This window comes from Brucella sp. JSBI001, from assembly GCF_026014005.1.
Taxonomy (GTDB): domain Bacteria; phylum Pseudomonadota; class Alphaproteobacteria; order Rhizobiales; family Rhizobiaceae; genus Brucella; species Brucella anthropi.
Genome location: NZ_CP110339.1, coordinates 1,273,699 through 1,285,616, shown reverse-complemented (window position 1 = coordinate 1,285,616; position 11,918 = coordinate 1,273,699). Strand labels below are relative to the sequence as shown.

Genomic DNA, 11,918 nt, shown 5'->3' with positions numbered 1-11,918 from the left:
GGGTTGCGCCACCACCGCAGCCAACAAGGAGCCGATCATGTCCGATGTTTCTTTTCACGAACTGGCTAAACTGGACGACGCAGCGCGCGCCGAACTTCTCAAGCGCTCGGAAACCGACCTGTCGGGCTTTATCGAGAAGGTTAAGCCGATCATCGAAGCCGTTCGCACCGAAGGCGACGCGGCGCTTGTCCGCTTTGCGCGCGATCTCGACAAGGCTGAAGTCGATCCGGCGAACATCAAGGCAACGGAAGCCGAGTTCGATGCCGCTTTCGACAAGGTGGAAAAGGACGTGATCGAGGCGATCCAGTTCGGCATCGACAATATCCGCCATTTCCACGAGGAGCAGAAGCCGGAGGCCATGTGGCTGAAGGAAATGCGTCCGGGCGCTTTTGCGGGTGACCGCTTCACCCCGATCCGCTCCGTCGCGCTCTATATTCCGCGTGGCAAGGGAGCCTTTCCGTCCGTCACCATGATGACCGCCGTTCCGGCTGTCGTTGCAGGCGTGCCTGATCTTGCCATCGTCACTCCGCCCACGCCGGATGGTTCGGTCGATGCCGCAACACTCGTTGCAGCACGGCTTGCAGGTGTAGAAACCGTCTACAAGGTCGGCGGTGCGCAGGCAGTCGCTGCTGTCGCCTATGGCACGGAAACGGTGAAACCGGCGCTCAAGATCGTCGGCCCCGGCAGCCCATGGGTGGTTGCAGCCAAGCGCCTGCTTGGCGGCGTCATTGATCCCGGCCTGCCAGCTGGCCCTTCCGAGGCTGTCATTTTCGCGGACGATACGGTGAAGGGTGGACTTGCGGCACTCGACCTCCTGATCGAGGCGGAACATGGCCCGGATTCGTCGGCGTGGCTCGTCACGCACAGCCGCCGCGTCGCGGAAGAGGCGCTTGCCGCATTGCCGGACCATTGGGCGCGCATGACCGAACAGCGTGTCGGCTTCTCCAAAACCGTACTTACCGGCAAATATGGCGGTATCGTCCTGACGTCTTCCGTGGAAGAGAGCTACAAGTTCATCAACGACTATGCGCCGGAACATCTGGAGCTTCTTTCGACCGATCCGTTCGCGCATCTCGGCCATATCACAGAAGCTGCCGAAATCCTGATGGGACCGCACACGCCGGTAGTCATCGGCAATTTCGGCCTTGGCCCGAACGCCGTGCTGCCGACAAGCCGCTGGGCGCGGACCTATGGTCCGCTTTCGGTAACGGATTTCGTCAAGCGTTCGTCCATCGGCTATGTGACGGCTTCCGCCTATCCGGAATTTGCAAAACATGCCCGCACACTGGCGCGTTACGAAGGGTTCTCCTCACACGAGAACGCCGTGTCGGAAATCCGCAAGGATTACCTCTAGAAAGAGCCGGGGAGGCTGACGATGAAGGCTGTCCGGCTTTATGCGGCGAAGGATTTGCGGGTCGAGACAATCGACCCGCCGTCGCGGCCTGAGCCGGGCTGGGTCCGGCTGAAAGTGTCTGCTGCCGGTATCTGCGGCTCCGATCTGCATAATTTCATGACCGGGCAGTGGATCAGTCGTTCGCCTTCGGTCGCAGGCCATGAATTTGCAGGTGTAGTGACCGAAACTGGTGCTGGCGTGACCAGCTTCAAACCCGGCGATACGGTGATCGCGGACTCCCGCTACTGGTGCGGCGAATGCCAGTCCTGCAAAAGCGGCAGGCACAATGTCTGCGAAACGCTGGGGTTCATCGGTGAAGTCTGCGATGGCGGTTTTGCCGAGGAGACAGCACTTCCTGCACGGCTCCTCGTTCATTACGATCCGGCCATCAACCCGGTGGTCGCCTCGTTGGGCGAACCGCTTTCGGTGGCGTTGCACGCCATCCGCAAGCAGCGCGTACCGTCGGGCGAGGCGGTCCTCGTTGTGGGTTGCGGGCCAATCGGCGGGCTTGCAGCGCTTCTTCTTTCCCGCCTGCATGACGGTCCGGTGCTGGTCTGCGACCGCAACGAGCAGCGCGCCAATCTTGTTTCAACTGTCACCGGCGCAACCAAGGTTCCGCTCGACAAGGCGGCAATTGAAGCCGCACTCGATGGCCAGCCAATCCGCTATGCCATTGATGCCACCGGTAATATCGGCGTCCTCAAGGCAATGCTCGACGTGCTTTCCGGCGGCGGTTCACTCGCACTTGTCGGCATATCCCACGGCAGGATCGAGCTTGATCCGAATAGTCTGGTCGAGCGGGAGATCAGCCTGATCGGCTGCCATGCCTATCAGGACGAACTGCGTGAAATTGCAAAAATCCTGCCCGATCTTGAGGCGTCGCTGTTGCAGCTTGTCGACCGGGAAATATCGCTCGATGAGGTTCCGGACGCCTATGCCCGGCTGATTGCCGGTGAAGCGGACGGCTTGAAAACGATCATACGGACAGGGATGTGACTCATGGGTGCTGGCGACAAATCGGAATCCCATCATGCCGCCGACATGGAACTGCCCGAAACCGCCGGGCCGCTCTATGAGAAGGTCAAGGCGCAGGTGCTGGACAACATCCGCTCCGGTCGCTGGCCCGGCAATCATCGCCTGCCTTCGGAACATGAACTGGTGGATGCACTCGGCATTTCCCGGATGACCGTCAACCGGGCCCTGCGCGAACTGACCGATCAGGGCATATTGAAGCGTATTCAGGGCGTCGGCACTTTCGTCGCGCCCCCGAAGCCGGAAACGACGCTGATCGAAGTCGTCAACATCGCCAATGAAATCAAGGCGCGTGGCGGGCAGCACCGCGCCGAAGTCGTCACCCTCGACATTATCGAACCGACGCCCGAACTGCTCAATGCGTTCGAACTGCATAAGAGTATCCCCATCGCCCATTCGCTGATCGTGCACCTCGAAAACGAGGTGCCGGTGCAGCTTGAGGAGCGGTTCGTCAATACGAGTCTCGTGCAGCATTACGAATTGCAGGACTTCCGGGCTATCACGACTTACGATTATCTTCAGAAAAGCACTCCGATGACCGAGGTTGAGCAGGTTATTTCGGCGATAACACCAGACGCGGAAATTGCGCGTCTGCTGCGTCTCGATGATGGTATTGCCTGCCTGCTTCTGGACCGCCGGACATGGACGGGTGAAACGGTTGCGACCGTCAACAAGCTGATCTATGCCGGAAATCGTTACCGTCTTGGCAGCCGTTACAAGCCTGAAATATATAGATAATCCAAACCACTCCGTAACGATCACATTTATCTGACCCAGTGCTTTTCACTGGTTGTGTTGACATTTACTGATTCTCGTAACATTTATAGTTACATGAAAAGAGACAGCAAATTATCGGGCGTTCTGCACGTCCTTCTCCACATGGCGGAACATAAAGGGCCGGTCACATCGGAGGTTCTCGCCAAGGCCATGACCACCAATCCAGTCGTCGTGAGACGTGTCATGGGCGGCCTGCGAGAGCAGGGCTATGTTCGCTCGGAAAAGGGACATGGCGGCGGGTGGGAGATCGCCTGCGACCTCAATAAGGTTACCTTGCGCGACATTTACGAGGCCATCGGAGAACCAGCGCTTCTGGCCATGGGAAACCGCACCGAAATGCCGGGCTGTCTGGTGGAGCAGGCAGTCAATGCCTCGCTCAGCAAGGCATTCACCGACGCCGAAAACCTTCTTCTGGAGCGTTTTGGCGAGGTCACGCTCGCCATGCTGAGCGCGGATTTTCATCAGCGCGCGCTGGAGCGCGGCGTAACATTCGATCTGGAGAGCAGTCATGCATCATGATGCAATCATTATCGGCGGCAGCTTCGCTGGCTTGTCTGCCGCAACCTATCTGGCGCGCGGCAGACGATCTGTCCGCGTGATCGACGCTGGAAAACCGCGCAACCGTTTCGCCGAACATTCGCATGGTTTCTTTGCGCAGGACGGCAGCAACCCGCTGTCCATGCTGGAAACGGCAAAAGCGCAGGTCGAAGCCTATCCGACTGTCACGTTCACACAAGGGAAGGCCGTTTCCGGTAGTGGCGAAATCGACAACTTCGCGATCGAACTTGATAGCGGCGAAATCGTTGAAGGGCGCAGACTGATCCTTGCTTTCGGTATATCGGATGAACTGCCGGATATTCCCGGCCTCGCGGAGCGATGGGGCAATTCCGTCATTCATTGTCCTTATTGCCACGGCTATGAATTCAGCGACCGTCAGCTTGGCGTTCTCAATATGTCGCCGATGTCGGTGCATCAGGCCATGCTGATCTCCGAATGGGGATCGACAACCTTCTTCATTGACAAGGGACTGGAGCCGGATGCGGAGGCATTCGCAGAACTGGAACGGCGCGGCGTGAAGATAGAACGCAGCCCGGTCCGTGCGTTGCACGGCGAGGGGATCGACATTTCAGAGATCGAACTTGAAGACGGGCGACTGGTCCCACTCAATGCGCTTTACATCGGGCCACGCAATTGGCTGAATAGCCAGATTGCCGACACGTTCGGCTGCGCAATGGATGAACTGCCACTCGGCAGAACGATACAGACAGACGGGTTGAAGACGACAACGGTACCAGGCATTTTTGCGGCGGGCGATATTACCCGTGGCGCACACAGCGTCGCCTGGTCGGTCGCTGATGGCGTGACGGCAGGAACTGCGGCGCATCGATCTCTGGTGTTTTAGCCTCCCACTTTGTTGCAATCCGGCTACATTGGCACATCTGTCTGCGGCCGTCATATATCAGCCCCTTGCTTACACGCTCCAGTCCTGCAAATTCAGCGTTCGTGGCCCTTTCCGCAGTAGGGATTCTAGGGCCGGATCGAGGAATCCATGGTCACCGGGTCAGTTAACTCAAGACCGCTCGCAGGCATCGCGCTTGCTTGCGGCGGTTACGCCTGTTTCGCCCTTCAGGACGCGATGGTAAAATGGCTCGTCGCGACCTATCAGGTGCCGCAGATATTGTTCATGCGCAGTTTGGTGATCGTAGTCATTACCGGCGTACTGATCCGCTATCGCCGCCATCCGTCCATTTTCCGAAGCCCTTATCGCAACACCATCGTCCTTCGTGCCGCACTTATGCTTGGCGCGTGGCTGCTGTTCTACAATGCGGCCCGCCATCTCGAGCTTGCAGAACTGACCACGCTTTATTTCTCCGCACCGATCATGGTCATGTTCCTGTCGATCCTCGTGCTCAAGGAGAAAATCGGACCGGGGAGGTGGATCGCCTGCGCCGTCGGTTTTGTCGGTGTAACGGTTGCTGCTAATCCCACCCATTCGCCCAATCTCATTCCCGCCGCCATGTGCATCGTGGCAGGTTTCTGCTGGGCGTGGAGCACGATCCTGGTCCGGCTCGTCAGCCGCAGCGAAACCACGATGACGCAGATGTATGCCACCGGCCTGCTTTTCGGTCTGGCCTGCGCGCTGTCCTTTCCGTGGACATGGCAGGACCCCGATCTCTCCGGCTGGCTTCTGATGATCTGTCTGGGACTTGTATCGACGCTCGGCCAGTTCCTTCTCTATGAAGGATTTCGCCATGCACCCGCCTCGGCGCTGGCGCCAGTGGAATATAGCGGGCTCATCTGGGCCTTTATCTACGGTTATCTCATCTGGGCGGAGGTTCCGGCAGCAAATGTGTTTGCCGGTGCATTCCTCATCGTGCTGGCAAGCCTGCTGCTCATCGCCTGGGAGCAACGGCAGGCAAACCTGCGCAAACGCCGCGCCCCCTGTTGAAAGCCCACTCCAAAACTCGCCCTGTGTGGCTGCAAATGGCAATTTGTCTCCGTTCCGGTGCTCATGTACCCAAAAGTACATTGTGCTCCGGTGCTCGAAAATCACCATTTTCGCACACACATGCCGCTTTTGGATTCAGCCTCTAAGGCGCGGCCGCGTCACTCTTGAAGCGATGTCAAACCGCTTCTGCGGTCTGCCCGAGCGGTAGCGGGAACAGTCTGTCATATGCAATGTTGAACACAAACGCATAGACCAGATAGAAAACGACAATCGCTATATCCATCACAAGGGCGGCAATCAGCGAAATTCCCAGATACCAGGCGATGAACGGGATCAGCAGCACGATCAATCCGGCTTCAAAAAGGATTGCGTGAAGAACACGGACAGCCATGCTCTTGTTGACGCTACCCGTGAAACGCAGCATCGCCTTGTCAAAGCCCAGATTGAACAGAAAATTCCACACGGTTGCGGTGGTTGCCGAAACAACCCCGATCACGCCCATCTCTGCTGCAGGCTTGTCCAGAATGAAGGCGGAACCGGGTATGAAGATCGCCAGACCGATGATTTCGAACATCGTTGCGTGGCGGACACGGTCCATAAAACTGCGCATTTCCTTTAATCCCTGTTGTTAATGCGCGTGCTTCTATCTTAATCTGGCAATAAGAAAAGTTAGATATTATCGGGATTTGCGATAGATGAGTATCGAACTCGAACAACTAGAAGCCTTTGTAGCCTCAGCGGATCACGGCTCGTTCTCCGCTGCCGCGCGATATTTGCGCAAGGCGCAGTCCGCCGTCAGTGTGCTGGTTTCCTCGCTGGAGGATGATCTTGACGTCAAGCTGTTCAGCCGTGCATCCCGCAATCCGGTGCTCACGGAGGCGGGTGCGAGGCTGTTGCCGGAAGCGCGGTTGCTGCTTGGCCGGCGTGAACATCTGATTTCCGTCGCCAGAAATTTCGGCGATCATGTTGAAAGCCGTCTCGTGGTCGCAATCGACGAGCTTTATCCCGAACCGGCTATCGCGACGCTGTTTGCAGCCTTCGCGCAGGAATACCCGCATGTCGAACTGGAGCTGACTTTTCCGCCGTCAACGGCAATAAGCGGGCTTGTGCTGGAAGGAAAGGCGGACCTCGGGGTGATGTGGCGCGCCGAGCAGATGCCGGATGAACTTGGCTTCCACACCATCGGATGGGTGCCTCTGGTTCTCGTCTGCGGGCGAGAGCATCCACTGGCTCATACGGCGGTCAGCTGGGAAGATTTGAGATCGTTTCGCCAGATCATGGCCCGAAAGCACAGCGATACGGCTGAAAGCCGTCGTCTGCGGGTGGGTGCCGAGGTCTGGTGGGTGGAGAGCCACTGGGTTATCCTGCAGATCCTCACGCGGGGGATCGGCTGGGCATTCATTCCCGAACATATCTTGCAGGATTCACCGCTGGCGCCGGAACTCGTCATTCCGAAACTGCAGTTCGACGAAGGTGCGCATCCGGTCGCGCTTGAGCTGATCTGGAACAAGCGGCGACGGCAGGGGCCAGCCGCCCAATGGCTGCAGGAGCGCTTTGCCAAGAGCCGCTTTTGAACTTCCGGCGACGAAGGTGCAAAGGGCAGGGAATACCCCTGCCCAAAGCGGATTATGCCTTTGCGGCTTCCACAAAACGTGGATCGAAAGTTTGCGCAAATGAGATATCCGCACTTGCCAGTTCCGGATCGAGCGCCTTGAGCATTTCGAACAGGCTCTTGAAGCCGTCTTCCGCAATCAGGCCCTTTTCGGAATACATGGCGCGGGACTTCTCGAAGCCGGTCTTGTAAAGCTCGCGGTCGCCGAGCAAATATTCTTCTGGAACGGCATCTGCCACTTCATCGGCAGAAGCCTTGTGAATCCAGTTCAGCGATTTGACGAAAGCGTTGACGACCCGCTGCGTCGTTACCGGATTTGCATCGATGAAGCTCTGCTGCACATAAACAGTCGCGGCCGGATTGGTGCCACCGAAAAGCTGGCGCGTGCCTTCTTCGGTGCGCGTATCCAGAAGCAAGGTGATGTCGCCATCCACTTCCAGGCGCGTGATGACCGGGTCAAGATGGACGAGGGCTGCAATTTCGCCCTTCTTGACGGCTGCGACCGCGCTTGCGCCACCGCCGACACCGATGATCGAAGCGTCATCTGCTGCCAGACCGTTCTTGATGAGCGCATATTGCAGCAGCAGCGAGGTTGAAGAGCCCGGCGCCGTGACACCGACATTCTGGCCCTTGAGATCAGCAATCGTCTTGATTTCGCCTGCGAGGTCCTTGCGCACGCCGATGCAGATGCCCGGAAAGCGGCCAAGCTCGCAGACGGCCTTGATGTCCTGTCCCTTGTTCTGCATGCGAATGGTGTGTTCGTATGCGCCGGTTACCACATCAACAGAACCGCCGATCAGCGCCTGCAGGGACTTTGCGCCGCCACCAAAATCATTGATGGTCGCCTTGATGCCTTCTTCCTCGAAGAAACCCTTGCGCTCGGCAATGGTGAGGGGAAGGTAATAGAAGAGCGGCTTGCCACCAACACCGAACATCAGCTCCGGCTTTTCCGGCGTCGCAGATGCATCCTGCGCATAGGCAGGCAGGCGCGAGGCAATACCCGCAAGCCCGAAGGCGGCGGCTCCCAGCAATATATCTCTACGTGTTGTCCTCATGGTTTCCTCCTTGAATCCTCTTAACCGTTGTGTCCGGCAGCTTTCGGGCGCCAGACAAGCAGGCGCTCCTCGACGATGGACACGCCCCAATCGATGAGCAGTACGAATGCTGTCAGCACCAGCATGCCGGCAAAGACACCGGTGACGTCGAACACGCCTTCCGCCTGATGGATCAGGTAGCCGAGACCTGCCGACGAACCGAGATATTCGCCGACAACCGCGCCGACGACGGCAAAGCCGACAGCCGTATGCAGGCTTGAAAACATCCAAGACAGCGCCGATGGCAGATAGACATTGCGCAGAAGCTGGCGCTCGTTCATGCCAAGCATACGCGCATTGGCGAGCACTGTCTGATTCACTTCCTTCACGCCCTGATAGACGTTGAAGAAGACGATGAAAAAGACCAGTGAGACGCCGAGCGCCACCTTCGACCAGATGCCGAGGCCGAGCCACAGCGCGAAGATCGGCGCCAGCACGACGCGCGGCAACGAATTGGCAGCCTTCACATAAGGGTCGAAGATCGCCGCGAGCAGGGGCTTACGTGCAAACCAGAACCCGATCAGCACGCCGCCAATTGCGCCAATGGCAAAGGCCAGCATGGCTTCAAGCAGCGTGATGCCGAGATGATACCAGATCGTGCCTTCCGCAAACCACTTGTAGATGCGTTGCGCCACATCGCCCGGCGTCGCAAAGAAGAACTTCGCCTTGGCCGGATTGCCTAGCAGATGGGTGGCGGTGAAGAGGTGCCAGACCAGAATAACGGCGACAGCCACGCTGAGCTGCGCCAGAAACAGCATAGGCTTTTTCATTTCTTTTCCCCACTCGTCTGCTGATAGCCCTTGAGAACCTCTTCCTTGAGCGCGCTCCATATTTCGCGATGGATTTCGTGAAACTTGTCGTCGAGACGAATTTCGGAAATCTCGCGTGGGCGGGCGAGGGGGATTTTATATTCGGCCATGATGCGGGCACGTGGCCCCGCAGACATGATGACAACACGATCCGCCAGCGCGATGGCCTCTTCCAGATCGTGCGTCACGAACATGACCGCCTTCTTGTCCTGAGACCACAGGTCAAGCAGGAGGTCGCCCATGATAACCCGCGTCTGCGCATCGAGAGGACCGAATGGTTCATCCATCAGCAGATATTTCGGATTGCGGATCAGCACTTGCGCAAGGCCGACGCGCTTGCGCTGTCCACCCGACAGCATATGCGGATAGCGGTCGCCGAAACTTGCAAGACCGACGCGGCCGAGCCACTCACGGGCCTGTTCGCGCGCCTGAGCCTTCGAGGTGCCTGCAATTTCCAGCCCGATAGAGACATTGTCCAAGACAGTCTTCCAGGGCATGAGGGCATCCTGCTGGAAAAGATAACCTGCCTTGCGATTGAGGCCTTGCAGCCGCTGGCCGCTGATTTCGACAGTACCGCTGGCTGGCACGAGAAGCCCGGCAACGGCATTGAGCAATGTGGATTTTCCGCAGCCCGTCGGACCGACAATCGCCACGAATTCGTTTTCAGCAACTTCAAGATTGCTTTCGGCGACAGCATCGAAGCGGCCGCCATCGGCCAGCTTGAACGAAATCTGCACATCCTTGAGCGCGATTGCGGTCTTGCGTGTTTCTTCCGGCTGAATACGGCTTGGTTCGGCGCTCATCGCTCGTCACATCCGGTGAACTGACGATGTGCTTTGCCATAACGGCTCATATTTCCGCTCCTTTTCGGGTAGCGCCTCATGAATGGGGGAACAGACAAGACGCGGGATCTTGCCATCTAAAATGAGACGCAAAAATTTGCGATAGAGTCCTTTCGTATAACGTCCCGGTAAGAACATGCAACGAAAAGCGGACAACGCATTTCATTCTGTCGACAATAATATGTCTATACGAAATATTATTGCGATCAGCCGCGCCAGGTCAAGAAACGCTTCTCGATCTGCCCGATGATGAAATTGACGATCAGTCCCATCACCGACAGGATTGTGACTCCGGCAAACAGCTTTTCAAGATCGTAAAGCGATCCGGCTTCAAGGATATAGGAACCGACGCCGAACTGGGCGCCGAGCATTTCGGCTGCGACCAGCAGAATGATGGCGATGGAGATCGACACTCGCAGCCCGGACAGGATCGCCGGAAAGGCTCCGGGCAGGATGATCTTGCGCACGATCGACCACCATCCGAGACCAAAGCTCTGGCCCATGCGCACAAGCGAACGATCCACATTGTCGACCGCGCCGTAAGTGGCGACGACGGTGGGCGTAAAGGTGCCGAAGGCAATGAGCATATATTTCGACATTTCATCGATGCCAAACCAGATCACGAAGAGTGGCAGGAGTGCGATCTTCGGGATCGGAAAGAGGGCGGCAACGAGCGGCACCAGACCAGCGCGGACATAGCTGAACAAGCCGATCATTACCCCGAGACTCACACCGACCGCGATGCCGAGACTGGCGCCGACAACAAGCCGCCGCAGCGATGGCAGCAGATGCTGCCACAGGAGGCCGGTCTGCCAGAGCTGGACGAAGGTTTCCAGCACGGCGGATGGGCGCGGCAATGTCAGATTGGATATGAAGCCGCTGCGGGTTCCGATTTCCGCCAGCGCCAGCAGCGCTATAAACAGGATCAGGGCCATGTGGCGCACCGGCTGAGGTGCGAAACCGCCCCCCCGGAAAGGAACCGGGCGAACATCCTGGCTGGATTGCTTCATTTCTGCGATCTCAACCATTGATCAACTCCTGATCTGCTGCCTGCGCTTCCGCCCGCATCAGCTCCCAGAGCTGCTTCTGCTTTTCTTCCAGAACGGGGTCGCCAAGGTGACGCTCGGAAAGTGGAATATCGATATCGACAATCTCCCTGATCCGTCCCGGTCGTCGCGACAGCACCACCACTCGATGGCCGAGCCGCACCGCCTCGTTGAGATTGTGCGTGACATAAACGGAGGTGAATGGCTGGCGCGTCCACAGCGCAATCAGGTCGTCCATCAGCAATTCCCGCGTCTGGCTATCGAGCGCCGACAAGGGCTCATCCATCAGCATGACGGCAGGGCGTACCGACAAGGCGCGTGCAATCGCCACGCGCTGGCGCATGCCACCCGAAAGCTGCTTCGGCAATGCCTGTCGGAAATCCGAGAGCCTGGTACGCTCCAGCACATTGGTTACGATCCTGTCCATTTCCGCCCGGCCAAGACCGTGATCCTCCAGCACCAGCTTGATATTTCCTTCCACGCTGCGCCATGGCAGCAGCGCAAAGTGCTGGAAAACATAAGTGAGGGGATTGAGTGAATCCTTCGGCGGCGAACCTATCTGCAGCACTTCGCCCGAGGATGGCCGCTCAAGACCGCCCAGAAAACGCAAGAGCGTGGACTTCCCGCAGCCCGAAGGGCCGATCAGGCAGACGATCTGCCCCTGCGGGATGGTAAGCGATATATCTTTGAGAACTTCGACCGGACCATAAGAATGGCTGATGTTTTTCAGTTGCAGATCCATTTCAACTCCAGTCAGAAAGTCCGCCCTTCGACGTTAGAGCGCGTTTCGATATGATTGGATCAAATCCGCGCTCTATCTCGTTGTTTTGACGCGCATCCCGGTTTGGAATACCTGTCGTCGGG

13 protein-coding genes and 1 pseudogene are annotated in these 11,918 nt (G+C 57.8%); 8 read left to right on the top strand and 6 right to left on the bottom strand.

The genetic code is table 11. From position 1 onward, the window contains the following. The first annotated feature begins 37 nt into the window (after positions 1 to 37). The 7 genes and pseudogenes from hisD to LJ361_RS23575 all read left to right on the top strand — a co-directional run. On the top strand, positions 38 to 1,354 hold the full coding sequence (gene hisD, locus LJ361_RS06290; RefSeq protein WP_010658779.1) for a histidinol dehydrogenase: 1,317 nt from the start codon (positions 38 to 40) through the stop codon (positions 1,352 to 1,354). Between the two features lie 21 nt (positions 1,355 to 1,375). Continuing rightward, entirely contained in the window at positions 1,376 to 2,389 is a 1,014-nt protein-coding gene (locus LJ361_RS06285; RefSeq protein ID WP_151615675.1) for a zinc-dependent alcohol dehydrogenase, read from the top strand. Positions 2,390 to 2,392: 3 nt separating this feature from the next. Continuing rightward, positions 2,393 to 3,163 carry a histidine utilization repressor gene (gene hutC / locus LJ361_RS06280; RefSeq protein ID WP_010658781.1) on the top strand — a complete coding sequence of 257 codons (771 nt, stop codon included), beginning with the start codon at positions 2,393 to 2,395 and terminating at the stop codon, positions 3,161 to 3,163. Between the two features lie 93 nt (positions 3,164 to 3,256). Further along, complete coding sequence (locus LJ361_RS06275) at positions 3,257 to 3,721, top strand: Rrf2 family transcriptional regulator (RefSeq protein ID WP_012092979.1); 465 nt, start codon at positions 3,257 to 3,259, stop codon at positions 3,719 to 3,721. Then, positions 3,711 to 4,604: an NAD(P)/FAD-dependent oxidoreductase gene (locus LJ361_RS06270; protein WP_010658783.1), complete on the top strand. Its 894-nt coding sequence runs from the start codon at positions 3,711 to 3,713 to the stop codon at positions 4,602 to 4,604. Before LJ361_RS06275 ends, LJ361_RS06270 begins: the two co-directional genes overlap by 11 nt. Before the next feature lie 147 nt (positions 4,605 to 4,751). After that, positions 4,752 to 5,651, top strand: a complete 900-nt coding sequence (locus LJ361_RS06265; RefSeq protein WP_010658784.1) for a DMT family transporter — start codon at positions 4,752 to 4,754, stop codon at positions 5,649 to 5,651. A gap of 35 nt (positions 5,652 to 5,686) precedes the next feature. Then, positions 5,687 to 5,817 (top strand): annotated as a pseudogene (locus LJ361_RS23575) (flagellar basal body P-ring protein FlgI); the annotation flags it as partial. A 9-nt stretch (positions 5,818 to 5,826) separates the two neighbouring features. On the opposite strand, the gene LJ361_RS06260 reads toward LJ361_RS23575, so the two are convergent. Further along, positions 5,827 to 6,261 carry a PACE efflux transporter gene (locus LJ361_RS06260; RefSeq protein WP_012092982.1) on the bottom strand — a complete coding sequence of 145 codons (435 nt, stop codon included), beginning with the start codon at positions 6,259 to 6,261 and terminating at the stop codon, positions 5,827 to 5,829. A gap of 85 nt (positions 6,262 to 6,346) precedes the next feature. On the opposite strand from LJ361_RS06260, the gene LJ361_RS06255 reads away from it, so the two are divergent. Beyond that, positions 6,347 to 7,225, top strand: a complete 879-nt coding sequence (locus tag LJ361_RS06255) for a LysR family transcriptional regulator (RefSeq protein ID WP_264813015.1) — start codon at positions 6,347 to 6,349, stop codon at positions 7,223 to 7,225. A 52-nt stretch (positions 7,226 to 7,277) separates the two neighbouring features. Here LJ361_RS06255 and LJ361_RS06250 read toward each other — a convergent pair whose 3' ends face one another. The 5 genes from LJ361_RS06250 to LJ361_RS06230 form a co-directional block, all read right to left on the bottom strand. After that, positions 7,278 to 8,318 (bottom strand): ABC transporter substrate-binding protein, encoded by a 1,041-nt coding sequence (locus tag LJ361_RS06250; protein ID WP_264813014.1) that lies wholly within the window; start codon positions 8,316 to 8,318, stop codon positions 7,278 to 7,280. Between the two features lie 20 nt (positions 8,319 to 8,338). Further along, on the bottom strand, positions 8,339 to 9,127 hold the full coding sequence (locus LJ361_RS06245) for an ABC transporter permease (protein WP_029927414.1): 789 nt from the start codon (positions 9,125 to 9,127) through the stop codon (positions 8,339 to 8,341). Continuing rightward, positions 9,124 to 9,969: an ABC transporter ATP-binding protein gene (locus tag LJ361_RS06240; RefSeq protein WP_010658789.1), complete on the bottom strand. Its 846-nt coding sequence runs from the start codon at positions 9,967 to 9,969 to the stop codon at positions 9,124 to 9,126. The genes LJ361_RS06245 and LJ361_RS06240 overlap by 4 nt, the downstream gene beginning before the upstream one ends. 245 nt (positions 9,970 to 10,214) lie before the next feature. Continuing rightward, on the bottom strand, positions 10,215 to 11,036 hold the full coding sequence (locus LJ361_RS06235; protein WP_012092987.1) for an ABC transporter permease: 822 nt from the start codon (positions 11,034 to 11,036) through the stop codon (positions 10,215 to 10,217). Beyond that, complete coding sequence (locus tag LJ361_RS06230; protein WP_010658791.1) at positions 11,029 to 11,796, bottom strand: ABC transporter ATP-binding protein; 768 nt, start codon at positions 11,794 to 11,796, stop codon at positions 11,029 to 11,031. The genes LJ361_RS06235 and LJ361_RS06230 overlap by 8 nt, the downstream gene beginning before the upstream one ends. Between the last annotated feature and the right edge of the window lie 122 nt (positions 11,797 to 11,918).